The sequence below is a fragment of the Streptomyces sp. NBC_00569 genome, assembly GCF_036345255.1.
In the GTDB taxonomy this organism is placed as follows: Bacteria; Actinomycetota; Actinomycetes; order Streptomycetales; family Streptomycetaceae; genus Streptomyces.
Genome location: NZ_CP107783.1, coordinates 8,081,681 through 8,105,514, shown reverse-complemented (window position 1 = coordinate 8,105,514; position 23,834 = coordinate 8,081,681). Strand labels below are relative to the sequence as shown.

The following is a 23,834-nucleotide window of genomic DNA, read 5'->3' as shown; positions in this document are numbered from 1 at the left end:
CGGAATCGGTGCAGGTACAAGGTGCTCTGCCGACTGAGCTACGCCGGCCCGAAGCCGACGACGGGACTCGAACCCGCGACCACCCCATTAACAGTGGAAGTAACCCGCTCCTTCGCACCTGGGCATGCCGCAACTCTAGTGACGGGGCGCGACGCTGCCACCTGGTTTTCCACCGGCCGGCCCGAGCACGATCACCCGCTTGCCGCCGGGCGTTGTCAGCGACAGGAAGCCAACTGATGGATGTTCACGATCACTTGGCGAATATGTTCCGTCGCTGAGGGTTCCCAGCGGGCGGCGCGCCCCCTAGCCTTACCGCATGCCGCTTGAGTGTTCGGATTCCGCGCGGTCTGCCGAGGAAGTCAACGAGCAGATCCGCGGGTTGTGGTTGCGCGCGGGTGGCCGGCTCTCCACCGAGCAGCGCGCACAGTACGCGCGGCTCGTCACCGAGTGGGCTGTCGCGGTGCGTACGGAGGTCGTCCAGGCCGCGGCCTGACGCCCCGTCAATTCTCTGGTGTGTCCCGGCCCGGTCGGCCTGTCGGTCCGTCAGCGGACTTCGGCGTTCCAGCGCCAGGACGTGAGCCGCTCCCTGTCGGGCAGCTCACCGCGCCCCGTCGCCCACAGCAACGTGCGCCAGGGATCGTCACCCCGTGGCGCGTCGGGGAACAGCCGGGCAAGAGCCCGGGCGCAGACGGCGGCGGGCGGGGTCCATTCGAGGCCGAGGCCCTCGGCGATGTCGTGCGCGTGGACAAGGGTCTCCACCACGCCCATCGCGCCGAAGCCCGCGGGGTCCGAGAGGCCGAACACATGGTGGGCGCGGGTCTCGGGCGCGGCCGTCCGTACCATCGCGACCAGCAGGGCGCCGCTCGCGTCGAGCACCTGGAGCAGTCCCGCCGGGCCCGCGTCGCGGTTCGCGAAGATGACGTTCGCGGGGCCGTCCGGCCTGCGGCGCGTCCAGTCGAACGGCACTTCGGTGTCCAACGGCGGCTTCGACGGCCCGAGTTGGGCCGCGTACGCGAACAGGTCGTCGGCCAGATGCTCGGCCGTCTCCCAGCAGTCCCACTCCAGCGGACCGGCCTTGACGCCCCAGTCGGCACCCGGTGCCCCGCCGAAGGTGTCCACCGCGAGCCGCACGGAGTGCGCGAGGTCGTCGGCGGCGGTCGGCGAGGTGCTCTCAGGGGACATGCCGAGAAGGTACCAATGATCGCTGCCGGCCTCTCCCCCGTCGCGCCCCTTGGATCTGCGGTTCCGGTGCCCAAGACTGACTCAATGACACAGCGCGTAGAACTCGCCACCGTGATGGACCGACTCGCCATCGAGGAGCTGATCACCGACTACGCGGTGTCCGTGGACGACGGGGACTGGACGGCGTACCGCGGACTCTTCAGCCCGGACGGGCGCGCCGACTACCGGCGGGCCGGCGGCATCGAGGGCAGCGCGGCCGAGATCGCCGAGTGGCTGACCCGGACGATGGAGCTGTTCCCGATGCGCCAGCACCTGATCGTCAACCGGCGCCTGCGCTTCGGCCGCCTCGACAACGACACCGGGGACACGGCCGACGTGCAGGCCGACTACATCAACCCGATGCGGTTCGCCGGCGACGGCGCGGGCAGCCCCTCTGAGGCGCCCTCCGGTGCGCCCGACTTCGTGTGCGGCGGCCGATACGCCTTCGCCCTGGTCCGGACGCACTCCGGCTGGCGGCTGCGCGGGGTGACGGTGCACGAGAAGTGGCGCCGCACCGAGAGCGCCGCGGCGACCACCGCGCCCTGACACGAGCCCCCGATGCCCACTGTCAAAGATCGTCCCGGGCGCGCACACTGAAAGCACGTACCGGGCGTCCGACGACGAGGGAGGCGGCGCATGGACGGGTCGGGCGGGAACGGTCGGTCGCGCTCGTCGAGTACGACGCAGTCGTCACCGGCGTCGGCGCCATCGATGGCGCGGAGGGCGCCCGCCGCGTCGTGGCAGGGCATTGCTCTCCGCCTCGCGGCGTCCCCCTGGTGGCGTGGCGTCGCCGCCGTGAGCGCCGGCGCGCTGCCCGCCCTGGCGTTCCCGGCGCCGTCGCTGTGGTGGCTGGCCTACGTCGCTCTGGTGCCATGGATGCTCCTTGCCCGCTCCGCTCGCACACCGGGCCGCGCGGCCCTCGACGGCTGGCTCGGCGGACTCGGATTCATGCTGGCGGTGCACAACTGGCTGCTGCCGAGTCTGCATGTGTTCACGGTGGTGATCGCGGCGCTGCTCGGCGCGCTGTGGGCGCCCTGGGGCCTACTCGTGCGGCGGCTGCTCGGCGGTTCGCCCACGCGCAGGCAGGCGGCCGCTGCCCTGGTCGCGGTGCCGTCGGCGTGGCTGATGGTCGAACTGATCAGATCCTGGCAGGGGCTGGGCGGCCCGTGGGGACTCATAGGGTCGAGCCAGTGGCAGGTGCAGCCCGCCCTGCGCGTCGCGTCGGTGGGCGGGGTGTGGCTGGTCAGCCTGCTCGTCGTGGCGGTCAACACCACCGTCACGCTCCTCCTTGTGGCGCGCGGCGCCCGTACGCCCGCGGTGGCGGGGCTTCTGGTGACGGCCACGGTGACGACGGCCTCCTGGGCCTGGGCCCCACGCCCCGAGCCGGACGGCCAGGTCAGGGTCGCCGTCGTCCAGCCGGGCCCCATAGGCGGCGCCGACAGCGGCGAGAAGCGCTTCGACCGGGAGGAGCAGCTGACGCGCGGCCTGGCCGGGAAGGGCGTCGACCTGGTGGTCTGGGGCGAGAGCAGCGTCGGCTTCGACTTCTCGCAGCGGCCGGACCTCGCGCGCCGGATCGCGGCGCTCTCCCGCGAGGTCGGCGCGGACGTCCTGGTGAACGTGGACGCGCGGCGCGTCTCCTCCGGCGGCGCCCCCGGCATCTTCAAGAGCTCGGTCCTGGTGGGCCCGGACGGTCTCACGGGGCAGCGCTACGACAAGATGCGGCTCGTCCCCTTCGGTGAGTACATCCCGGCGCGCCCACTGCTCGGCTGGGCCACGTCGGTCGGCAAGGCAGCGGGCGAGGACCGGGTGAGAGGGGCCCGGCAGGTCGTGATGGACGCGCGGTCCTCGCGGGGCAGCGACCTACGGATCGGCCCGCTCGTGTGCTTCGAGTCGGCGTTCCCCGACATGACGCGGCGGCTCACGCGCGACGGGGCGCAGGTGCTGCTCGCGCAGTCCTCGACGTCGACGTTCCAGCACAGCTGGGCGCCCGAGCAGCACGCGTCGCTCGCGGCCGTGCGCGCCGCGGAGACGGGCCGCCCCATGGTGCACGCGACGCTGACCGGGGTGTCGGCCGTGTACGGCCCGGACGGCTCACGCACCGGCCCCTGGCTCGGCACGTCGGCGAGCGCGGCCCGGGTCTACGACGTGCCCACGGCGCACGGCACGACCCTCTACGTACGGTTCGGCGACTGGCCCGTGCACGCGGCCGTCGCCGTGCTCGCCCTGCTGGGCGCGGCGGAGGCCGTCCGCCGGTTCAGGCGGCGAACCGCTGCACCTCACGTACGACCTGCTCGCACAGGAGATGCGTCTCCAGCGCGTCCCTGGCGCTGAGGATCTTGCCCGCGCGCACGCCGTCGAGGAAGCCGAGCACCACCTGCTCGATGCCACGCTGGCGGGCCACCGGAACCCAGTCTCCGCGGCGGCGCACCGTCGGCTGACCCTTGTGGTCGATGACTTCGGCGAGGTTGACGACCTGCCGCTTGGTGTCCTGCCCGGAGACCTCGAGGATCTCCTCGGTCGAGCCGCTGAGCCGGTTCATGACGCCGATCGCCGTGAACCCGTCCCCACCGAGCTGGAGCACCACGTGGTGCAGCAGGCCGTTCTCGACCCGGGCGCGCACCGACACGTCGTCGATCGGACCGGGCACGAGGTAGCGCAGGGTGTCCACGACGTGGATGAAGTCGTCGAGGACGAGCGTGCGCGGCTCCTCGGGCAGCCCGATCCGGTTCTTCTGCATCAGGATCAGCTCGCGGGGGTGCTCGGCGCACTGCGTGTAGCCGGGCGCGTGACGGCGGTTGAAGCCCACCGTCAGGCTGACCCCGCGCTCCTCGGCGAGCCGCACGAGGCGCTGCGAGTCGGCGAGCTCGTAGGCGAGCGGCTTGTCGACGTAGGTCGCGACGCCCGCTTCGAGCAGCCGTGTCACGATCTCGGGGTGGACGGCGGTCGGCGCGTGGACGAAGGCCGCGTCGAGCCCCTGCGCGAGCAGCGCGTCCAGGTCGGTGTGCCGGTGTTCGGCGGGGATGTGGTGCGTGTCCCCGACCCGCCGGAGCGTCGCGGGTGTGCGGGTCTGCAGGTGCAGCTCGACCCCCGGCAAGGTGGTGAGCACCGGCAGATACGCCTTCTGCGCTATGTCGCCGAGTCCGATGCAGCCGACCTTCACGTCCGTCTTCCCCTCGCCCCGGGCCGTCAGTGCCCGGCTAGACCCTCTGTGTCTGGGCAGCATACGGCCGCTGCGGGGGCCGCCAGTCCGCGATCTCGTCGAAACCGCGCAGCATGACGGCGGGTCCGGTCCTGTCGAGTGCGGCGATGAGGGTGTTGCGCAGCGCCATGGCGGGCCGGTTGCTGAGCATGTTCACCCGGCCGACCGCGACGGCCTTGCGGGCGACGGCGGTCGTACGCGGCCTGCGCGCGGCGGTGTACGCGGCGAGGCCCAGGGCGTCGGGCTGCGCCGGGTCCGCGTGGTGGGCGAGCACGACGGCGTCCTCGATGGCCTGGTTGCCGCCCTGGCCGAGGGTCGGGGGCATGGCGTGGGCCGCGTCGCCGAGGAGGGCGACCCGGCCGCGGTGGAAGGCCGGCAGGGGTTCGGCGATGTGGTGGACGTCATGGCGCAGGATCACCTCGGGCGCGGCCGCGTCGATGATGGCCGGGATCGGGTCGTGCCAGTCGCCGAAGCGGCGCAGGAGCGCGGCCTTCTCGCCGTCGGGCGCGTGTTCGCCGGGGGGTGCGACGGCGGCGCCGTAGGCGTAGACCGTGCCGTCCGCGAAGGGGTGCGTGCCCCAGATGCGGCCGCGTCCCCAGGTCTCGTGCTGGGCGAAGGGCCTGCCGAGGGGCGGGACGAGGAGGCGCCAGGTGGTGAAGCCTGCGTAGACCGCGCCCGGGTGGGTGGGGAAGAGCGCCGTGCGCACGGCGGACCTGATGCCGTCGGCGCCGACGACGAGTTCGGCCTCGAATGCGCCGTCCGGGGTGGTCACCCGGGCGGGGCGGGCCGGGTCGCCTGCGACGCCGGGGTCGGCTAGGGCCGCGGCGGACGCTGTGTGGACGACTCCGTCGGGGAGCCGGGACGCCAGCTTGTCGATCAGGGTCGCGCGGTGGAGGAGCACGAGGGAGCCGCCGAAGCGCTCGGCGGCAGCCTCCGCGTCGGAGCGCGAGAGCCAGCGGCCGCCGGGAGTGCGCAGGCCGCCCTCGCCCTCCCATGCGGCGAGGGACCGGATCTCCTCCCCCAGGCCGATGACGTCCAGGGCCCGCTGCGCGTTCGGGGCGAGGGAGATCCCGGAACCGACGGACTTCAGCCCGGCGGCCCGCTCGAGGACGGTGACGTGCCAGCCGCGCAGGTCGAGCGCCACGGCGGCGGTGAGGCCTCCGATGCCGCCGCCCACGACGACCGCGCGGGGCCGCCGCCCGCGGCCGCCGGCGGTACGTGCTTCCGGTCGCGCCGGCGTCTTTCCCGTCGAGCCCGTCGAGTCGGTCAGTTGCTCGGGAACCGCTGATTCCCCCGGTTCGGCAGTCATGGCTTCGCGCTCCTCACGTCTCACAACGCCCGGTTCGACCCGTCAAGACTTACTACACCTGTAGTAAGCCAGGCTGTGAACGTACTACATCTGTAGTTCCGGCGGTAGGTTGGGACCATGCCCCCTCGCAACAGCGCCGCCGGCGCCAACGGCGCACCTCGCGCCGAAGTCATCGCCGACGCCGCGCTCGACCTGCTCGCCGAGCGCGGGATGCGTGGCCTGACGCACCGAGCCGTCGACGAGGCGGCAGGTCTGCCGCAGGGGTCGACGTCGAACTACGCGCGGACCCGGCTCGCCCTCCTGGAGGCGACGGTGCGGCGCCTCGCCGTGCGCGAGTCGCGGGTGCTCGCCGTGGACGAACTGCCGGATCCGGCCGGCGGGATCCACTCACTCGTCGACGGCATGGCGCTCGCGCTGCACCGCTATCTGACCCACCACCCTCAACTGCTGCTCTGCCGTTACGAGTTGGCACTGGAGGCGACGCGGCGGCCGGAGTTGCGGACGTTCTTCGACGCGACGGGTCGGCTGTTCCACGAACCGCTCACCGCACTGCTGCGGGCCGCTGGGTCGCGGGATCCGGAGCGGCACACGCTGTCGCTGGTGGCCTGGTCCGAGGGGATCATGTTCTCGTGCGTGGCCGGGGCGTTCCACGCGTCGGTCCCGGACCTGGCGGAACTGCGGGCGGGGTTCGGGGAACTGCTGCGCGGGATGCTCGACGCGTCCCCGTCCTGACCTGCGCGTCACCCGTGCGGGGCATCATCCGCCGACGGGCCCGCCGCGAGGGTCCGTACCCGACAGAGTTGCGCGGGTGCATCGATCGACGACCTCAGCAGCGCTTCTGCTCACGGTGGCGGCCACGGCCGCCGCGGTGTCCGGTTGCGTGAGCGTACGGCAGCCGGAGCCTCCGGCCGCGTCCCCCAGCACCCCGGCCGTTCCTGCGGCGCCCCGCCCCGACGGCCGGGCGGACCCCCAGGTCGTGCAGGCGCCGGTACGGGAGGCGCTGGACAGGATGGGCCGCACGCCACCGGCCCACTCGCCCTCACCCGAGCCGACCCGTACGCCGCGCCCGCCCCGGCCGCCACGCCACGAAGCCCCGCACCGGCCGGGCCCCGGCCACGCGGCACGCCCGGCAGCACCTCCTCCGCGCCACCCGCACACGGCCGCCCCCGCGGCACCGGGCGTCCCGGGCGATGTGTGCGCCCTGGGCAAGCAGTACGGCAAGTGGAACCCGGACAGCCCCGAGGCCCGCATCTGCCGGGAGACGTACGGACGGTGAGGCCGGGCGGAAAGTGAGGGGTGACGAACGACGAGGGGCGGCGGGCGGCGAGGCGCGGTGGGCGGCACATCGAGCACGGGCCGGTGAAGGGATGTCCGGCTACGAACTCCGTCTGGGCGGCCCCAGCGGCTCGCCCCCGGCGGAACCGCGGCCCGCGCCCTCGTCCCGGCCGGGCGGCATCGCCGCGACCCGCGTTTCCAGGCGGGCGATGGCCGCCCGTACGCCGTCCCCGTAACCGTCGTCCCCGAGCGCGCCCACCACGGCGCGCGCCTGCGTCAGATGGCTGCGGGCCGCTTCGGAGCGGCCGAGCTTCACATAGTCCGCCGCCAGGTTGAGATGCAGCGAGGGGTAGAGGGCGCGGAGCGCGAGCGACTGCTCATGGAGCGCGAGCCTCGCCTCCGTCAGGCCCTCGGCGGCGGACAGGGCCCGCAGGTCCCACGCCAGCTCGTGGTCCGGGTCGTCCTGGGCGTCCGCCATGTAGTGCGCGAGCGTGCAGCGGTGGAGGGGGTCGCCGTCCTCACCGATCTCCGCCCACAGGCCGAGGTACCGGTCCCTGGCCTCCTCGCGGTCACCGGCGTGATGGAGCATGACCACCTGCCCGATCCGGGTCATCATGGCGTCGTCCGCCGCCTGCTCCCGCTGCTCAGCCACAGGTCCTCCACGCTCGTATGCCGATCGTCCAAGCTGATAACAATTCCGACGCTATAGGCAGTAGCCGACAATCCCGGTCAGGCGCGGGCGGGGGTCCCTCCGGGGGCCGGGGTCCCTCCGGGAGCCGGGCGGTCACCGCACGCGGAGCCGCACGCGCCCGGAGGGACAAACACCCGGGGCGTCAGCCCAGGTTCGGAATCCGCCAGTCGATCGGCGTGTGACCCTGTGCGGCCACCGCCTTGTCGATCTGCGTGAAGGGATGCGAGCCGAAGAACTTCTTCGCGGAGAGCGGCGAGGGATGCGCGCCCTTCACGACGACGTGGCGCTCCTCGTCGATGAGGGGGAGCTTCTTCTGCGCGTAGTTCCCCCACAGGACGAACACGGCCGGGTCCGGCCGGTCCGCCACCGCGCGGATCACCGCGTCGGTGAACTTCTCCCAGCCCTTGCCCTTGTGCGAATTGGCCTCGCCGGCCCGCACCGTGAGCACCGCGTTCAGCAGGAGGACGCCCTGCTCGGCCCACGGCATCAGATACCCGTTGTCCGGGACCGGGTGGCCGAGCTCCTCCTTCATCTCCTTGTAGATGTTCCGCAGGGAGGGCGGCGTCTTCACGCCGGGCCGCACGGAGAAGCACAGACCGTGCCCCTGCCCCTCCCCGTGGTACGGGTCCTGGCCGAGGACAAGGACCTTGACCCGGTCGTACGGGGTCGCGTCGAGCGCCGCGAAGACCTCCTCGCGCGGCGGGTAGACGGGACCCTTCGCGCGCTCCTCCTCGACGAACTCGGTGAGCTCCTTGAAGTAGGGCTTCTGCAGCTCCTCGCCGAGGACGCCGCGCCAGGACTCGGGCAGCATCGCGGTGTCGGTCACGTCAACAACCTCCGGGGTACGGTCACTTCACGGCCGTACGAGGCACGGCCGCTGCACACCCCAGAACCTACCCGCGGCCACTGACAACGGGCCCCGGCGGACCGCCTACCAGCTGGTCTTGCGCTGCAGCTCCCACATCATCATGATCGTCGACGGGTCGAGGGCCCGCTCGCCGCCCGAGATCTCCCCGCTGGCCGCGATGTACTGCTTGCCCTGCCACAGCGGCAGCAGCCGGGCGTCGTCGACGAGTATCTGCTGGGCGCGCTTGAACTGGCCCACCACGGCGGCGCGGTCGCTCTCGCGGCGCGACTGCGGCAGCAGATCGTCGGTGATCTCCTTGGACGCGTAGGGCGTTCCGAGTGCGTTCTGCTGGCCGACGAAGGGCGCGATGAAGTTGTCCGCGTCCGGGAAGTCGGGGAACCAGCCGCGTCCGAAGACGGGGTACTCGCCCTTGCGGTATCCGGCCTCGAACGTCTTCCAGGGGCGTCCCTTGACCGTGACCTCGAACAGTCCGGACGCGTCCAGCTGTCGCTTGAGCTCGGTGAACTCGGCGCCGGTCGCGGACCCGTAGCGGTCGGTGGTGTACCAGAGGGTGAGCGGGACCCGGTCCGTGATGCCCGCCTGAGCGAGGATGGCCTTGGCCTTGGCCGCGTTCGGGTCGCCGAAGTCGTCGAAGAAGCCGGTGGTGTGCCCGGTCAGGCCCCTCGGGACCATCGAGTAGAGCGGTTCGACGGTGTCCTGGTAGATCTTGTGGGCGATCGCGCCGCGGTCGACGACCTGGGCGACGGCCTTGCGGACGGCGGACTTGCGCGCCCAGGGATCCTTGGGGTTGAACACCAGGTAGCTGATCTCCATGCCCGCGCCCTCGACGAGCTGGATGCCGTCCTTGGCCTGCTTGCCCTGGAGCCCCACGACGTCCGACGCGGCGAGCCCGCGGTACGTGGCGTCGATCTTCTTGGCGCGCAGGGCGCCGACCATCGAGGCGGAGTCCTTGAAGTAGCGGATGGTGACGGCGCTGTTCTTGCGCTCGGCGAACCCGTCGTAGTGGTCGTTCTTGACGAGCTCCGCCTTGTCGCCGTCGGTGTACGCGTCGAGCGCGTACGGCCCGGAGCCGGCGATCTTGCCGTCGTCGCGGACCGCGTCGGCCGGGTACTCGGCGGGGTCCACGATGGACATCGCCGGTGTCGCGAGTACGAAGGGGAAGGTCGCGTCGGGCTTGTTCAGTTTGAAGGTGACGTCACGGTCGCCCTTGACCTCGACCGTCTTCAGGCTGCCGAGGAGCCCCTTGGGGCCGCCCTTGACATCGATCCTGCTGATGCGGTCGATGGAGTACTTGACGGCCGCCGCGTCGAGCTTGTCGCCGTTCGAGAACGCCATGCCCTCGCGCAGCTTGCAGTGGTAGACGCTGTTGGAGGGGTCGGTGAACTCGCAGCGCTCGGCGGCGTCGGGCTTCGGCTCGGAGGCGCCGGAGGGGAAGCTGACGAGGGTCTGGTAGACGTTCCTGAACAGCTCCCAGGAACCGTCCCAGGACGCGGCCGGGTCCAGGGTGCTCGGCGCGCTGGTGGTTCCCACGACGATGGGCTCGGTGTCGTCGGACTCTCCGGACGACATCAGTCCGCATCCGGCAAGAAGCGATATGCACGTTATCGCCGCCAGTTGACGGGGGCCCTGGATCCGGTTGAACACGCGCGCGCTCCTCGATCGGCCATGCCACAGGTCGGCAGACCATACCGCAGTGCCCCGCCGGGCCAACGAGGCACTCCGACGGGGCACTTGATGCGCACGTACGCGACGTACGCGGGGAACTTCAGTTAAGCGAACTTGGTCCGATTCAGCCTCGCGGAGGCTTTGTCAGCTGACGCCCGCATTGAGGAAAATTCCGCCGTCGACCACGAGGGTCTGACCGGTGATCCAGTCGGACTGCTGCGAGGTCAGGAAGGCGGCGGCGCCGCCGATGTCCTCGGGCACGCCGAGCCGGGCCAGCGGGTATGCGGCCGCGGCCTCGGCCTCCCGGCCCTCGTAGAGAGCCGTCGCGAACTTGGTCTTCACGACCGCCGGGGCGATCGCGTTGACCCGCACCTTGGGCGCGAACTCGTGCGCGAGCTGGACGGTCAGGTTGATCATCGCCGCCTTGCTCATGCCGTACGCGCCGATGAACGGGGACGGGGCGAGACCCGCGACGGAGGCGATGTTGACGATCGCCCCGCCGTTCTCGCCCTGCCACGCCTTCCACGTCTGCTGGGCGAAACCGAGCGCGGAGACCACGTTGGTCTCGTAGACCTTGCGGGCCACGCTCAGGTCGAGCTCGGCCATCGGGCCGAACACCGGGTTCGTACCGGCGTTGTTGACCAGGTAGTCGACGCGGCCGAACGCCTCCATGGTGCGCTCGACGGCGGCGGCCTGGTGCGCCTCGTCGTGGGCCTTGCCGGCCACGTAGATGACGCGGTCGGAGCCGAGGGCCTCGACGGCCTCCTTGAGCGCGTCCTCGCCACGGCCGGTGATGCACACGCGGTCGCCGCGCGCGACGAATGCCTCGGCGATGCCGTGGCCGATGCCGCGGCTTCCGCCGGTGACGAGGGCGACCTTGCCGGAGAGCTCCGGGAGCTGGGATGAAGTCATGTCCGTTTCCCCCCGGCCCTAGTTGAGCGGTCCGCCGGCGACGTACATGACCTGGCCGGAGACGAATCCGGCCGCCTCGCCGGTGAAGAAGGCGATGGCGTTGGCGATGTCGTCGGGCTTGCCCACGCGCTGGACCGGGATCTGCGTGGCCGCGGCGGCCTGGAACTCCTCGAAGCCCATGCCGACGCGGGCGGCGGTGGCGGCCGTCATCTCGGTGACGATGAAGCCGGGGGCGACGGCGTTCGCGGTGACGCCGAACTTGCCGAGCTCCTTGGCGAGGGTCTTGGTGAAGCCCTGGAGGCCGGCCTTGGCCGCCGAGTAGTTGACCTGGCCGCGGTTGCCGAGCGCCGACGACGAGGACAGGTTGACGATGCGGCCGAACTTGGCGTCCACCATGTGCTTCTGGACGGCCTTCGACATCAGGAACGCGCCGCGCAGGTGGACGTTCATGACGGTGTCCCAGTCCAGGGCGCTCATCTTGAACAGCAGGTTGTCGCGGAGCACGCCCGCGTTGTTGACGAGGATCGTCGGCGCGCCGAGCTCCTCGGCGATGCGCGCGACCGCGGCCTCGACCTGCGCCTCGTCGGCGACGTCGCAGCCGACCGCGAGGGCCTTGCCACCGGCGCTGGTGATCTGCTCGACGGTGTCCTTGCAAGCGGCCTCGTCGAGGTCGATCACGGCTACGGCGCGACCCTCGGCGGCCAGACGTACGGCGGTAGCGGCGCCGATGCCGCGTGCGGCACCGGTGACGATCGCGACGCGCTGCTCAGTGGTGGACATGCTCTTCGGTCTCCTCGCCCTAGAGTGCGGCCCTCACGTCCAACTCGGTGAGCGACCGCTTAGTACCCTGTGGACGTGACGCTAGAAGTCCTGGCACCCGGTGTCAACGTACCCATCGGGTGCGCCTGATCACTCACCGCGAAGGGGCTGCCGCGAGGTCACCTCACCAGGAGGTCGAGAAGCCTGTCGGCCTCGGCCTCGGGGTCCTCGGTGAGACCGGTGTGCACGGGTCCCGGCTGCACGACCGTGGAGCGCGGCGCGACCAGCCACCTGAAGCGCCGGCCCGCGTCGTCGTCCGCCGCCTGGCCCGCGTCGCCGCCCCCTCGGCAGTGGCGCTCGACGGCGGCGAGCGACGCGCGGACGCCGGTCACGTCCGCCTCCGGGTCGAGGGCGCGCAGCTTCGCCTCGTCGAGGTGCGTGAGCGCGCGGACGTAGGACTTGGCGCGGCAGTAGACGACCACGCCGGCGTTGATCTGCTCGCCGCGCTCGACGCGCGGGACGACGCGCAGCAGTGCGTATTCGAAGACGTCTCGGGTGCTCGTGGTCACCGGGTGCCGCCCTTCACGGTCGCCGTGCCGGTCAGCCAGCCCGGGGTGCGCGGGACGCGGTCGGGATCCGGCTCGGGCAGGCCGATCCGCTCGTGGACGGTCGCCGCGCGGGGCAGCAGCACGGCGGCGTACGCGCGCCGCACCGCGTCCGGGTCGTCGAAGCCCGGCTCGTCGGCGAGCCAGGCGTCCGGGACGTCGGCGGTGACCTCGGCGAGCAGTTCCTCGGTGAGCCGCGGCGCCAGCTGGGCGGCGGCGGCCGCGACGTCGGGCCCGAAGGGGGCGAGGGCGTGGTCGAAGGCGTCGTACGGCCGGGCCGCCGCGGCCTCTGCGCCGCGCCAATTGTGGTGCCAGATCATGCTCGCGCCGTGGTCGATCAGCCACAGGTCGCCTTGCCAGACCAGCATGTTGGGGTTGCGCCAGGACCGGTCGACGTTGTTGATCAGGGCGTCGAACCAGACGACGCGGCCCGCCTCCACGGGATCCACCTCGTAGGCGAGCGGGTCGAAGCCGAGCGCGCCGGAGAGATACCGCATCCCGAGGTTCACGCCGCCGCTCGACTTGAGGAGGCCCTGCACCTCCTGGTCGGGCTCGCCGAGGCCGATCACGGGGTCGAGTCCGATCCGCACGAGCCCGGGCACCCGGAATCCGAGCCGCCGCGCGAGCCCTCCGCAGATCACCTCCGCGACGAGCGTCTTGCGGCCCTGTCCCGCGCCGGTGAACTTCATGACGTAGGGGGCGAGATCGTCGGCCTCGACGAGCCCGGGGAGCGATCCGCCCTCCCTCATCGGGGTGACATAACGGGTCGCCGTGACTTCGGTGAGCATTGCCCCAGGTTAGGCGAGACATCATCGCCGTACGAAAGTCCGTCCGGTGTTGAACACTCCGGCCCCGTAGCCCGTACGGGAGTGGGCCACCCCCCTCGAACCGAAGGGAAACACCAGTAATGACCGCTTCGCACGAGTCCGTATCCGCCCCGACCCGCCGCACCGTCGTCGCGGCCGTGGGAGCCGCCGGTATCGCCGCCGCGCTCACGGCGTGCGGGAGCTCGGACGACTCGTCGTCCTCCCAGCCGGCGGGAAACGGGGCCAAGGAGGGCGCGGCCGGGGACGGGGCGGGCAAGGAACTCGCCAAGACCGCCGACATCCCCGTCGGCGGCGGCAAGATCTTCGGTGACGCGGGCGTGGTGGTCACGCAGCCGAAGAAGGGCGAGTTCAAGGCCTTCACCAACATCTGCACCCACAAGCAGTGCCCGGTCACCGCGATCGAGGGCGGCACCATCAACTGCCCGTGCCACGGCAGCAAGTTCTCCATCGAGGACGGCAGCGTGGCGCACCCGCCCGCCGCGCAGCCCCTGGCCGCCAAGGAGATCACCGTCTCCGGCGACTCGATCACGCTCGCGTAGCGACGCGGGTCAGCGGCCTCGGCGCGGGCGCTTCCAGCAGGTGAGCACGTCGTGTGTGGACGTCACGGTGGCGACGAGGGCGAGCGTGTTGCGGATCATCGCGGGGGTGTAGTCGGACGGCACCCCCGCGACGGCGTCGGCGGGCACGGCGACGGTGTAGCCGCGGTTCACCGCGTCGAAGACGGCGTTCGGTATGGCGACGTTCGCCGAGACGCCGGTGACGATCAGCGTGCGGCAGCCGAGGTTGCGCAGCAGGGCGTCCACGTCGGTGCCCGCGATGGGCGAGAGGCCGTGCAGCCGGCGTACGACAATGTCCTCGTCCGCCACCTCGACGGGCGGCGCGATCCTGACCGCCTTGGTGCCGGAGATCTGCTGTACGGGCAGGCGCGCGGCGGCACGGAACAACCGTCCGTTGCGGTTGGCGCCGCGCCCGTCGGGCCGTCGCTCCGCCACGGCGTGCAGCACCTGTACACCGCTCTCGTGGGCGCCCGAGACGAGTCGCGCCACATTCCCGAGCGCCCCGGACGACCTGGCCTCCTGGGCGAGCTCGGGCAGGGCGCTGTCGGGGCCGACGACCCCCTGCTGGCACTCCACGGTCAGCAGCACGGTGGTGGCCGGATCGAGCAGTTCGGCGAGCTCTTCGTACGACGGCACGGGGTCCCCCTGTCGCAGGCGTCCTGAGCGGCGAGAGATTAGCCACCATTGCGCCATGGGGGAAGACACCGCATGCTTCTGATCTGACACACCGTCAGCGAGAAGCCCGTGAAGGGGAGTACGCATGGCCGTCACACAGCGCCGGGGTCGAAGGATCATGATGACACCGGCCGAGCTGGACGAGTTCCTGGGATCCCAGCGCACCTGCCGCGTCGCCACGGTCTCGCCCGACGGCTCCCCACACGTCAGCACCCTGTGGTTCGTCTGGGACGGCACATGCCTGTGGCTGTACTCGATCACGCGCAGTCGCCGCTGGGCCGACCTCCTCAATGACCCGCGCATCGCTGTCGTGATCGACGCGGGCGAGGAGTACGGGGAGCTGCGCGGCGCCGAGCTGTCGGGCTCGGTGGAGTTCGTCGGGGAGAGCCCGCGCACCGGTGAGCCCGTACCGGAACTGGACGTCCCCGAGCGGCTGTTCGCCCGCAAGAACTTCGCGATGGACGAGATGGTGCACGACGGCCGGCACGCCTGGGCCCGGCTCACGCCCGACAAGATCGCGTCGTGGGACTTCAGGAAGCTGGAGTCGCTCTAGCCCTGTCGTGCGGACCCCTCTCTCAGGGCGACGTCCCCGCCCAGACTCGCTCCCACGCTCCGGAGCGCCCTCACCGCCGCCCTGATCGACGGCCGCCGGTCCGCGTCGGCCCGCCACACGACGTAGACGTGCCGGCGTACGCGCTGACGCACCGGCACGGTCACCACCCCGTCCGGCACCGGATCGCGCCCGAGGAGCGGTGCCACGCACACACCGAGCCCGGCGGCGACAAGGCCGAGCTGGGTGTGGGTCTCGGCGGCGCGATGGCCGACACGGGGCTCGACGCCCTTGGCGCGCAGCGTGAAGAGCAGCCACTCGTGGCAGAACTCACCCTCGCCCCACGTGATCCACTCGTCGTCGGCGAAGTCCTCCAGGCCCACCTCGCGGCGACCGGCGAGGGGGTGGTCCGCCGGCATCGCGACATCGGCGGGATCGTCGAGGATCGCCGCCTTGACCAGGCCGTCGGGGAGCGGCATCGGCTTGTTGTACCAGTCGAGGACCACCGCCAGGTCCAGGTCGCCGCGCACGACCCCGGCGACCCCCAGCTCGGGCTCCAGCTCCTGCGAGCGCAGCCGCAGGCCCGGGTGCTCCGCGCGCAGGGCCGCGAGGGCGCGCGGGAAGAGGCCGCGGGCCGCGGTCGGGAACGCGGAGATCCGCAGCTCCCCCACGACCTGCCCGCGGTGCGCCTCCAGGTCCGACTGCGCGAGCTCGACCTGGGACAGGATCCGCCCCGCATGCTCGGCGAGCAGCCGCCCGGCGTCGGTGAGGCGCACTCCCCTGCCGTTCTTGGCGAGAAGCTGCTGGCCGACCTCGCGTTCCAGCTTGGCCATCTGCTGCGAGACGGCGGACGTCGTGACGTGCAGCCCTGCCGCGGCGCCGCTGACGGACCCGTGGCGGGCGAGTGCGTCGAGGGTGCGCAGACGCTCCAGATTCAACATCTAAGCGATGCTAAGCGATACCAGGGAACAAGTCTCGCTTGTGCTAAGAGGTCGTGGGGCTGCATCGTTACGCCCATGAGCACCGTCGCCTCCTCGTCGCCCCCTGCGACTCCGGCCCCCGCGCCTTCCGGCATCCCCACGGAGACACCTGCCTCCGCACGGGCCCGCCGCGCCCTCGACTGGCGCGTCCGCTTCGGCGCCCTGTCGCTGATCTGGGGCTTCAGCTTTCTCCTCATCAAGGTCGGCACCGACGGCTACGCACCGTTCCAGGTGACGCTGGGGCGGCTCGCGTTCGGCACGGCCGTGCTCGCCGTGGCCATGGCCGTGAAGCGTGAGCGGCTGCCGAGGGGCCTGCGGACCTGGGGGCACATCGCGGTGGCGGCGCTGCTGCTCAACTCCCTGCCGTTCTCGCTGTTCGCGTTCTCCGAGCAGACGATCCCGTCGACGCTCGCCGGCATCTGCAACGCGACGTCTCCGCTGTGGGGCATGGCCCTGTCTTTGGTGGCCCTCTCCGAGGACCGGCCCACGCGCCGCCGGGTGGCGGGCCTCGGCATCGGCTTCCTCGGGGTGCTCACGGTCCTCGGCGTGTGGCAGGGATTCCACGGCCTGGACCTGGCCGGCACGGCCATGGCGCTGCTCGCCTCGCTGAGCTACCCGGTCGGCTGGATCTATCTGCGCCGTACGCTGGCCGGGACCGGCCACTCGAACCTGTCGCTCTCCGGCGCGCAGCTCCTGATGGCCACGGTTCAACTGGCCGTCGTCACCCCGGTGTTCACGACACTCCCGGCCCACCTCCCGGTCGTGCCCCTGCTCGCGATCGTCGCCCTGGGCGCACTCGGCACCGGCCTCGCCTTCCTCATCCAGTACGGCCTGGTGGCGGAGGTCGGTCCGACCACGGCGCAGATGGTCACCTATTTCATCCCGGTGATCGCGACGGCCGCGGGGGTCGCCCTGCTCGGCGAGTCCCTGACCTGGTCCACCCCGATCGGCGCGGTGATCGTGCTGGCGGGCGCGGCGCTCACACAGTCCAGGGCGCGGACCTCCCGGCGTAGCCCTCAGCCGTAACGGCGCGCGGGGGCCGGCCCGGTGGCGGACGCGACGGCGTCGGCCACCGGGCCGATGTCGTCCGCGCCGAGCGTCGACACGGTGATGCGCACCCCGGGCGCCGCCCCCATCCGGAAGCGCGCCCCTGGCGCGACGGCCCACCCGGCGTGCAGCAGCCGTGCGACCGCCCCCGTCTCGTCCGGTACGGGCACCCACACGTTCATGCCGCTGCGCCCGTACGCCTCGACCCCGCGCTCGGCGAGGGCCGCGACGAGCGCGTCGCGGCGCCGCCCGTAGGACGCGGCGACGGCGCGTGTGTCCACCGTGCCTTCGGTCCACAGCCGGGCGACGGCCCGCTGAAGGATGCGGCTCACCCAGCCGGGGCCCAGGCGCTGCCGCCCCTGCACCCGGTCGACCGTGACCGCGTCGCCCGTCAGCACGGCGAGCCTCAGGTCGGGCCCATAGGCCTTGGCGGCGGAGCGGACGAACGCCCAGTGCCGCGTCACACCGGCCAGCGGATACAGCGGCAGGTCGACGATCCCGTGCCCGTGGTCGTCCTCGATGAGCAGTACGTCCTCGTGGGCCGCCAGGACTTTGCGCAGCGCACGCGCGCGTGGCGCGGTGACGGCGGCGCCGGTGGGGTTCTGGGCGCGGTCGGTGACCACCAGGGCCCGCACCCCCGCGCTCAGGGCCCGCTCCACCTCGTCGGCCAGCGGCCCGTCGTCGTCCACGCCGACGGGCACCAGGCGCAGCCCGAGCGCCGGGACCAGGTCGAGGAGGCTGCCCCAGCCCGGGTCCTCGACGGCGACGGCGTCGCCGGGCTTGAGGTGCGCGGCGAGCACCCGCTCGATGGCGTCGAGGGAGCCCGACGCGACGGCGACGGGGGCCTGCGGGATCCCGTCCTGGTCGAAGGCCACGCGCGCGTGGCGTGCCAGTTCCGGCTCCAGGGGACCGTCGCCGTAGAGGACGGGCGCCTTGTCACCCTGCGCGGCCGCCCAGGCGAAGGCTTCGGCGAGCGGGGGCAGCAGGGCCGTGTCGGGGTTGCCGTCCGAGACGTCGCGCACCCCGGCCGGTACGTCGACGCGGATCAGCTCGCGCGCCGTCGTGGCCGGCTTGGACCGCACGCGGCTGCCACGTCGCCCCGCGGTCTCGATCACTCCACGCTCACGGAGCGTGCGATAGGCGGCCGCGACCGTATTGGGATTGACCCCGAGATGCTGGGCCAACTCCCTCATCGGCGGCAGAAGTTGACCCGGCTGCAGGTCACCGCCGCCCACCGCGCGCTCCACGCTGGCCGCAATCTCTGCTGCGCGCCGTCCTTCGATCGGATACTCTCCTAGCACAAAGCAGATTATGCACTAGTGCAATGGAGTTTGCAATGAGCGTGGCATCCGAGCCCGGCACCGTCGCTTCCGGGGACGCCTCCGCCTCCTACCCGGTGACCGACCGCACCGTCCCGGCCCGCATGCGCGAGCGGACGCACTACGACCGCGAGCTGGTCCACTCGATACTCGACGAGGCGTACATCTGCCATCTCGGGTTCGTCCGCGACGGTTCCCCCGTCGTGCTGCCGACCCTGTACGGACGCGTCGGCGAGACCCTCTACGTGCACGGTTCGACGGGCGCGCGCGTCCAGCGCATGGCGGGCGCGGCCGACCCCGGACTGCAGGTCTGCCTGACGGTCACCCATGTCGACGGTCTCGTGCTCGCGCGCTCCGCCTTCCACCACTCGCTCAACTACCGCTCCGTGGTGGTGCACGGCCTCGCCCACCAGGTGACCGACCCCGACGAGAAGCGCACGGCTCTCGACGCGCTCGTCGACCACGTGGTGCCGGGCCGCTCCCAGGACTCGCGCCCCGGGAACGACAAGGAGCTCGCGGCCACTTCCGTCCTGCGTCTCGACCTCGCGGAGGTCTCCGCGCGGGTACGCGCCGGCGGCCCGAACGACGACGAAGAGGACCTCGGCCTGCCGTACTGGACCGGCGTGGTCCCGCTCACCAAGGGCCACGGCGCGCCGGTCCCGGCCGACGACCTCGCGCCGGGCATCGCGGTGCCGGACTACCTGTCGGTTCCGTAGGGCACTTCCATGGCGCCTCTTGGGACGAGCCCGCCCCGGTGAGCGTCGGTACGCGCACCGGGGCGCCCTCGCCTCCTGCCTCGCGCGCCTCGGCGACGGCGAGCCCGGTCACCGCGGCCAGCATCAGGACCGTGCCCGCCACCGTCGGCGCGGTCAGCCGCTCGCCGAGGAGCACGACCGCGATGACGGCGGCGCTCACCGGTTCGAGCAGCATGATCACCGAGACGGTCGCGGACCTGACGACCGCGGCGCCCGAGAAGTACAGGGCGTAGGCGTGCGCAGTAGGTACTGACGCGATGTAGACCAGCATCCCCAGCACCTGGAGCGGCTGGGAGGTCTGCGGCACCAGACCCTCCAGCGCCCCGAGCGGCAGGAGGCTCACCGCGGCGACGGCGAACGTCAGCACGGACGTGCCGAGTTGATCGCCCGACCGGCCGTCCCGCCCGAACCACCGCGTCAGCAGGGTCATCACGGCGTAGCCGGCCGCCGAGACCAGGGAGGCGACCCCGGCGGGACGCACGGCCGCGCCCCCGCCGCCGAGCACAAGGACGGTCAGGCCCGCGAGCGCGCCCAGGACGGCCGACAGCCCACCGCCGCCGAGCCGTTCGCCCATGGTCAGGCGCGCGCCGAGCGCGATGAGTACGGGGCCCGCGCCCAGCGTGACCACGGTGGCGACGGCGAGCCCGGTCGCCTGGACCCCCGCGAAGTACGCGGTCTGGAAGACGCTCAGGGCGATCCCGGTGACGACGACCCGCACCGCCTTGCGCCGACGCGGTTCCGACGCGGGCCGGATCCTGCGCGGTCGCAGGGCCCGCGCCACGAGCAGCAGGCCGAGGCCGCCCAGACAGCGTCAGAACGACAGGGCTGCGGGGCCGAGGTCGCTGGCCCGGAAGACCAGCGAGGCGGCCGCGCCGCGGTGCCCCAGGCGGCGCCGGCGACGACGAGGTGGAAGAGCCCGCGCCCGACGGGCAACAGCGGTGCCGCTCCGGCGGGCGGCATACGGGACGAGGTGTCGGCTGAGTCAGCCGCGACAGTGTGCGACACGTGGTTCTCCACGAAGAAGGCCGCCGCGCCCCACGGACGGGGGCGGGGCGGGGACGCGGACTGTCGTCTGCGGGCAGCCGTGACCCGCTCGGGTCGTCCCGAGCCGGATCTTCGTCAGACGGGCCGTCGGAGCGCGATGCTCCGGACCGCCACCGCCCGCGTCAAGCGGCCTGGGGCGGAAGCACGAGTGCGCGTGAATGCATGATCAACACCCTAGTTCGCCCTTCCGCGGCCGGACAACGTCTTGTCCGGCCGCCCCGGGGGCACGTTGTCCGGGGTTGCCGAGTCCGCTGCCGAGTCCGGGGCCGCCTCGACGGCAACGGCGACGATCTCGGGTTTCGCCGGGGCCGAGGACTGCGCGATGAACGCCCCGACCAGGACGACCGCACCGCCGACGATCTGCGGCGCCGACAGGTGCTCGCCCAGGAGCACCCAGGCCAGCACGGTCGCGATGACCGCCTCCAGGCAGGCCACGACTCCGGCCACCTGGGGCGAGAGCCGGCGCACCGAGAGGACTCCGGTGACGTAGGCGATGACCGTGGCGATCAGCACGATCCAGCCCAGCAGCAGCCACGCGGGCACGGAGGTGCCGTTCATCGAGGCGCTGCCGCCGAGCACGGACCAGTCCATGCCCCAGGGGCGCGCCACGACCGTCAGGACGAGGGCGCCGACGAGCAGCCCGTACGCGATCACGCCAAGCGGGTCCGGCGCCCGGTCCCCCGCGTCGCTGCCCTGGTCGGACAGGACGAAGTAGCCGACCTGGCAGCAGGCGGCGGCGAGGGCGAGCAGCAGGCCGACCAGGTCGACGCTGAGGCCCGCCCATACCTCGACGACGCAGGCGAGGCCGCCGACGGCGAGGACCACGCCGAGCGCGGCGGCGCGCGTCACGGGCCTGCGCTGCACGAAACGCACCCAGCCGAGGACGAGCGCGGGGGCGAGGTACTCGATGAGGAGGGCGACGCCGACGGGGATACGGGAGATCGCGGCGAAGTAGCAGGCCTGCACACCGGCGACGGCGAGCAGGCCGAACCCGGCGAGCAGCGCGGGCCGCTGGACGACCAGGGCGCGGTGCCGCCAGGCGACGGGCAGCATGACGAGCGCGGCGCCGGCGACGCGCAGCCACACCACGTGGAGCGGGTCGAGACCCGCCTCGATCAGCGGCTTCGCCGCCACACCGGAACCGCCGAAGGCGAGCGCCGAGACAAGGGCGAGCCCCAGTCCGACACCTCGCCCGCGGTTCGCCTGAATCCCCTGAGACGCATGCACCGGCACATCATGACAGCCGGCGTCATGACCGTCATCCCCGATGACCCCTGTCTCACGTGCCGGACGTGCCGGACGTGCCGGACACGACGACCAGGGGCACGGCCTCAGGAGCCGCACCCGGAAACAGAACCAAGCCTCGGCACAGAGCCAGGCCTCAGCCCAGAACCGCTCGCCTCAGCACCCGGCCTCGGCATGCCGCTGCAGGTTCTCCACATCGACCCCGGCCCGTCCGAGCACCTCGACGGCGCGGCACTCCCGGTCCGCCACGAGTGAGGTGAGGAGGTCCACGCCGCGCGCACGCGCGTCGCCGCGGCGCTCGGCGCGGTCGAGCGCGGCTTCCATCGCGGCGGCCGCGGCGGGCGACCAGCCGAGCCCCGCCACGACGGGCACGGCTCCGGAGTCCTCGACCGTGCCCTGCCACTGGAGGCCGTAGCCGATGCTCCGCTGCACGAGGTAGCCGAGGAGACGGGCGAGCTGCGGACCGCCGCCGAAGGCCTCGCGCACCTGAGGGTCGGTCTCGAGGAGCGAGTGCAGGAGATGCGCGGTGTCGATCTGACGGTCCCCGTCACGGACGGCTCTGCGGCGCGCGCCGGCCACCACCGAGGCGAGCTCGGGACTGAGCCTGGTGTCAACATCTGCACGACTGTGGCCGCTTGCGGTGGCCTCGGACGGGGTAGGGCTTTGCACATCTCCCACCTCATCAGCCCCTGTCCGGCCGGGCATCCCCGGCGGGAAGCATTTCCACGTCCGACACAAGGTGGGCACGCATGAGTGAGTTCTCCTCCTTACGGATGAGATCGCGCCTTTTTACCCCGAGGGGCTCGCGCCGCCTTGCATCGCGCCCCTGACGCAACCACAGGCGTACCGGAACTCGTCCTTCACAAGTATGAAGAGCAGGTGCTGGCTCGTGGCCCTGCCGGCGATCGACGGCAGACAGTACGTGTACCGGGTTTACGCACCTGACGACGCGCTGCTCGCCGACCTGTTCTGGGATGCCTGGCACTGCCACGACGAGGGGCCGTTCCCGCGCGCCTCGGACCTCTTCGACGCCGCGGTCATCGAGAAGTTCGGCTGACCGCGGATCCCCGCCCATCCGTTTCTGACACTTCATCAGTATTGAATGTTCGAGGCCCTGCGGCTACTTTCCGCGACACCACGGCTGCGCCCGCCGCAGCTCTCGTCGAGAAGGGGTGGTCGCATGGCCGAAGTCAGCGCGGAAGCACGGATCGGGGCGCCCGCGGAGAAGGTCTGGGCCCAGCTCACCGACTTCACCACGTACGGTGAGTGGAACGCCACACACACGAGTTTCCCGAAGGGCGCCCCCACGTCGCTCGAAGTGGGCGGCACGTTCGAGGAGAACATGAAGCTCATGGGCTTCCCGGCGGAGGTGACCTGGACCGTCGAGGACCTGGAGACCACCCGCACCCTCGCCATCAGGGGCAAGGGCCCGATGGGCGTCAACGTCGGCACGCGCTACACCCTGACCGCGGACGGCGACGGAACGACGGTCCGCATCGACGGCGAGTTCACCGGCGCCGCGGTGTCCCTGATGGCGGGCAAGCTCAAGGACTCGGCGACGGCCGCGCTCAACGAGTCGCTGCGCAAACTGGCCGGCCTCGTCGCCTGAGCCGGACACGCCGGCGAGCACGCGAAGGCGCCCCGCACACTCGGTGCGGGGCGCCTTCCTCTGTCGGTACGGGGCATCACCACGAGGACGTGTCAGTCCTCGTCGGCGAGGATCAGGTACAGCTTCTTGCGGGCGTCGTTGATGACGGTCAGCGCCTTCTCGCGCTGCTCCTTGCTGCCGGTCTTCCAGACCTGCCCGAACGCCTCCATCAGACCGAAGCCGGCCTGCCGGATCTCGTTCAGGGTGTCCCAGTCGACCCCGCGCCCGGCCTCTTCCCAGGGGGCGTCGGGTCCCTCGTCGGCCGCGGAACGGCCCGAGTCGGTGAGCGCGAACAGCTTCTTGCCGCCCTCGCTCTCACTGGCGATCAGGCCCTCGTCCTCCAGCAGCTGGAGGGTCGGGTACACCGAACCGGGGCTGGGCTTCCACGCCCCGCCGCTGCGCTCGGCGATCTCCTGGATCATCTCGTAGCCGTGCATCGGACGGTCCTTCAGGAGGGCCAGGATCGACGCGCGTACGTCGCCGCGCCGTGCCCTTCCACGAGGCCCGCCCCGGCCGCCGCGCCCGCCGCCACCCCAGGGTCCCGGGCCGAAGCCCGGCCCGAAGGGGCCGAAGGCGGCGCGCCGCCCTTCGAAGCCGCCCCGACCGGGATGGCCGGGCCCGCACTGTCCATGTCCGTGTCCGTGCTCATGCTCGTGGCCATGGGAACGCATCGCAATCATTCC

At 72.0% G+C, this 23,834-nt stretch carries 27 protein-coding genes and 1 pseudogene; 11 read left to right on the top strand and 17 right to left on the bottom strand.

What is annotated here, in order from left to right:
- Nucleotides 1-316: 316 nt before the first annotated feature.
- Nucleotides 317-493 (top strand): hypothetical protein, encoded by a 177-nt coding sequence (locus OHO83_RS36495; RefSeq protein WP_266668137.1) that lies wholly within the window; start codon nt 317-319, stop codon nt 491-493.
- A 50-nt stretch (nt 494-543) separates the two neighbouring features.
- Here OHO83_RS36495 and OHO83_RS36490 read toward each other — a convergent pair whose 3' ends face one another.
- On the bottom strand, nt 544-1,182 hold the full coding sequence (locus tag OHO83_RS36490) for a hypothetical protein (protein ID WP_266668139.1): 639 nt from the start codon (nt 1,180-1,182) through the stop codon (nt 544-546).
- A gap of 84 nt (nt 1,183-1,266) precedes the next feature.
- Between OHO83_RS36490 and OHO83_RS36485 the strand changes: the two genes are divergently transcribed.
- Complete coding sequence (locus tag OHO83_RS36485) at nt 1,267-1,767, top strand: nuclear transport factor 2 family protein (protein ID WP_266668141.1); 501 nt, start codon at nt 1,267-1,269, stop codon at nt 1,765-1,767.
- Nucleotides 1,768-1,932: 165 nt separating this feature from the next.
- Nucleotides 1,933-3,552 carry an apolipoprotein N-acyltransferase gene (gene lnt / locus OHO83_RS36480; protein ID WP_330280334.1) on the top strand — a complete coding sequence of 540 codons (1,620 nt, stop codon included), beginning with the start codon at nt 1,933-1,935 and terminating at the stop codon, nt 3,550-3,552.
- Here lnt and OHO83_RS36475 read toward each other — a convergent pair.
- Together OHO83_RS36475 and OHO83_RS36470 are read right to left on the bottom strand one after the other, a co-directional pair.
- Complete coding sequence (locus tag OHO83_RS36475; RefSeq protein WP_266668145.1) at nt 3,476-4,381, bottom strand: Gfo/Idh/MocA family protein; 906 nt, start codon at nt 4,379-4,381, stop codon at nt 3,476-3,478. The genes lnt and OHO83_RS36475 overlap by 77 nt on opposite strands.
- Before the next feature lie 37 nt (nt 4,382-4,418).
- Complete coding sequence (locus tag OHO83_RS36470) at nt 4,419-5,729, bottom strand: FAD-dependent monooxygenase (protein WP_330280333.1); 1,311 nt, start codon at nt 5,727-5,729, stop codon at nt 4,419-4,421.
- A 117-nt stretch (nt 5,730-5,846) separates the two neighbouring features.
- Here OHO83_RS36470 and OHO83_RS36465 point away from each other — a divergent pair, with 117 nt between their 5' ends.
- Nucleotides 5,847-6,461: a TetR/AcrR family transcriptional regulator gene (locus OHO83_RS36465; protein WP_330280332.1), complete on the top strand. Its 615-nt coding sequence runs from the start codon at nt 5,847-5,849 to the stop codon at nt 6,459-6,461.
- Between the two features lie 148 nt (nt 6,462-6,609).
- A complete protein-coding gene (locus OHO83_RS36460; RefSeq protein ID WP_323186845.1) occupies nt 6,610-7,005 on the top strand; it encodes a hypothetical protein in 396 nt (131 codons plus the stop codon).
- Between the two features lie 99 nt (nt 7,006-7,104).
- On the opposite strand, the gene OHO83_RS36455 is transcribed toward OHO83_RS36460, so the two are convergent.
- The 7 genes from OHO83_RS36455 to OHO83_RS36425 form a co-directional block, all read right to left on the bottom strand.
- Nucleotides 7,105-7,656 carry a hypothetical protein gene (locus OHO83_RS36455; RefSeq protein ID WP_266668152.1) on the bottom strand — a complete coding sequence of 184 codons (552 nt, stop codon included), beginning with the start codon at nt 7,654-7,656 and terminating at the stop codon, nt 7,105-7,107.
- 181 nt (nt 7,657-7,837) lie between these two features.
- Nucleotides 7,838-8,521 (bottom strand): uracil-DNA glycosylase, encoded by a 684-nt coding sequence (gene ung / locus OHO83_RS36450; protein ID WP_266668154.1) that lies wholly within the window; start codon nt 8,519-8,521, stop codon nt 7,838-7,840.
- 105 nt (nt 8,522-8,626) lie between these two features.
- Nucleotides 8,627-10,207: an ABC transporter substrate-binding protein gene (locus OHO83_RS36445; protein WP_330280331.1), complete on the bottom strand. Its 1,581-nt coding sequence runs from the start codon at nt 10,205-10,207 to the stop codon at nt 8,627-8,629.
- Nucleotides 10,208-10,372: 165 nt separating this feature from the next.
- Nucleotides 10,373-11,140: an SDR family oxidoreductase gene (locus tag OHO83_RS36440; protein ID WP_330280330.1), complete on the bottom strand. Its 768-nt coding sequence runs from the start codon at nt 11,138-11,140 to the stop codon at nt 10,373-10,375.
- 18 nt (nt 11,141-11,158) lie between these two features.
- Nucleotides 11,159-11,920 carry a 3-oxoacyl-ACP reductase FabG gene (gene fabG / locus OHO83_RS36435; RefSeq protein WP_266566823.1) on the bottom strand — a complete coding sequence of 254 codons (762 nt, stop codon included), beginning with the start codon at nt 11,918-11,920 and terminating at the stop codon, nt 11,159-11,161.
- 158 nt (nt 11,921-12,078) lie between these two features.
- The gene (locus OHO83_RS36430) at nt 12,079-12,468 is read right to left on the bottom strand and encodes a DUF3037 domain-containing protein (protein ID WP_266668160.1); all 390 of its coding nucleotides are present in this window, start codon (nt 12,466-12,468) and stop codon (nt 12,079-12,081) included.
- The gene (locus OHO83_RS36425; RefSeq protein WP_330280329.1) at nt 12,465-13,292 is read right to left on the bottom strand and encodes a HipA family kinase; all 828 of its coding nucleotides are present in this window, start codon (nt 13,290-13,292) and stop codon (nt 12,465-12,467) included. The genes OHO83_RS36430 and OHO83_RS36425 overlap by 4 nt, the downstream gene beginning before the upstream one ends.
- A 119-nt stretch (nt 13,293-13,411) precedes the next feature.
- Between OHO83_RS36425 and OHO83_RS36420 the strand changes: the two genes are divergently transcribed.
- Complete coding sequence (locus tag OHO83_RS36420) at nt 13,412-13,870, top strand: Rieske (2Fe-2S) protein (RefSeq protein ID WP_266668164.1); 459 nt, start codon at nt 13,412-13,414, stop codon at nt 13,868-13,870.
- A gap of 9 nt (nt 13,871-13,879) precedes the next feature.
- On the opposite strand, the gene OHO83_RS36415 is transcribed toward OHO83_RS36420, so the two are convergent.
- Nucleotides 13,880-14,524 carry a cysteine hydrolase gene (locus OHO83_RS36415; RefSeq protein ID WP_329436171.1) on the bottom strand — a complete coding sequence of 215 codons (645 nt, stop codon included), beginning with the start codon at nt 14,522-14,524 and terminating at the stop codon, nt 13,880-13,882.
- A gap of 124 nt (nt 14,525-14,648) precedes the next feature.
- Between OHO83_RS36415 and OHO83_RS36410 the strand changes: the two genes are divergently transcribed.
- Nucleotides 14,649-15,116: a pyridoxamine 5'-phosphate oxidase family protein gene (locus OHO83_RS36410; protein ID WP_330280328.1), complete on the top strand. Its 468-nt coding sequence runs from the start codon at nt 14,649-14,651 to the stop codon at nt 15,114-15,116.
- Here OHO83_RS36410 and OHO83_RS36405 read toward each other — a convergent pair.
- Nucleotides 15,113-16,054, bottom strand: coding sequence for a LysR family transcriptional regulator (locus OHO83_RS36405; RefSeq protein ID WP_266668170.1), 942 nt, complete (start codon nt 16,052-16,054; stop codon nt 15,113-15,115). The two genes, OHO83_RS36410 and OHO83_RS36405, sit on opposite strands and share 4 nt — an antisense overlap.
- A 75-nt stretch (nt 16,055-16,129) precedes the next feature.
- Here OHO83_RS36405 and OHO83_RS36400 point away from each other — a divergent pair, with 75 nt between their 5' ends.
- Nucleotides 16,130-17,119, top strand: a complete 990-nt coding sequence (locus OHO83_RS36400) for a DMT family transporter (protein ID WP_330280327.1) — start codon at nt 16,130-16,132, stop codon at nt 17,117-17,119.
- Here OHO83_RS36400 and OHO83_RS36395 read toward each other — a convergent pair.
- Nucleotides 17,110-18,441, bottom strand: coding sequence for an aminotransferase class I/II-fold pyridoxal phosphate-dependent enzyme (locus tag OHO83_RS36395; RefSeq protein ID WP_330280326.1), 1,332 nt, complete (start codon nt 18,439-18,441; stop codon nt 17,110-17,112). The two genes, OHO83_RS36400 and OHO83_RS36395, sit on opposite strands and share 10 nt — an antisense overlap.
- 35 nt (nt 18,442-18,476) lie before the next feature.
- Between OHO83_RS36395 and OHO83_RS36390 the strand changes: the two genes are divergently transcribed.
- Nucleotides 18,477-19,175, top strand: a complete 699-nt coding sequence (locus tag OHO83_RS36390; RefSeq protein WP_266668176.1) for a pyridoxamine 5'-phosphate oxidase family protein — start codon at nt 18,477-18,479, stop codon at nt 19,173-19,175.
- A gap of 67 nt (nt 19,176-19,242) precedes the next feature.
- Here OHO83_RS36390 and OHO83_RS36385 read toward each other — a convergent pair.
- The 3 genes and pseudogenes from OHO83_RS36385 to OHO83_RS36375 all read right to left on the bottom strand — a co-directional run.
- Nucleotides 19,243-20,174: pseudogene (locus OHO83_RS36385) on the bottom strand (DMT family transporter); the annotation flags it as partial.
- A 258-nt stretch (nt 20,175-20,432) separates the two neighbouring features.
- Nucleotides 20,433-21,491, bottom strand: coding sequence for an EamA family transporter (locus OHO83_RS36380; RefSeq protein WP_330280325.1), 1,059 nt, complete (start codon nt 21,489-21,491; stop codon nt 20,433-20,435).
- Nucleotides 21,492-21,659: 168 nt separating this feature from the next.
- The gene (locus OHO83_RS36375) at nt 21,660-22,172 is read right to left on the bottom strand and encodes a Clp protease N-terminal domain-containing protein (protein WP_330280324.1); all 513 of its coding nucleotides are present in this window, start codon (nt 22,170-22,172) and stop codon (nt 21,660-21,662) included.
- A 199-nt stretch (nt 22,173-22,371) separates the two neighbouring features.
- Between OHO83_RS36375 and OHO83_RS36370 the strand changes: the two genes are divergently transcribed.
- Nucleotides 22,372-22,560: a hypothetical protein gene (locus OHO83_RS36370; protein WP_266668180.1), complete on the top strand. Its 189-nt coding sequence runs from the start codon at nt 22,372-22,374 to the stop codon at nt 22,558-22,560.
- A 123-nt stretch (nt 22,561-22,683) separates the two neighbouring features.
- Nucleotides 22,684-23,112 (top strand): type II toxin-antitoxin system Rv0910 family toxin, encoded by a 429-nt coding sequence (locus OHO83_RS36365; RefSeq protein WP_266668182.1) that lies wholly within the window; start codon nt 22,684-22,686, stop codon nt 23,110-23,112.
- A 92-nt stretch (nt 23,113-23,204) separates the two neighbouring features.
- On the opposite strand, the gene OHO83_RS36360 is transcribed toward OHO83_RS36365, so the two are convergent.
- Nucleotides 23,205-23,822 (bottom strand): PadR family transcriptional regulator, encoded by a 618-nt coding sequence (locus OHO83_RS36360; protein WP_330280323.1) that lies wholly within the window; start codon nt 23,820-23,822, stop codon nt 23,205-23,207.
- Nucleotides 23,823-23,834 lie beyond the last annotated feature (12 nt).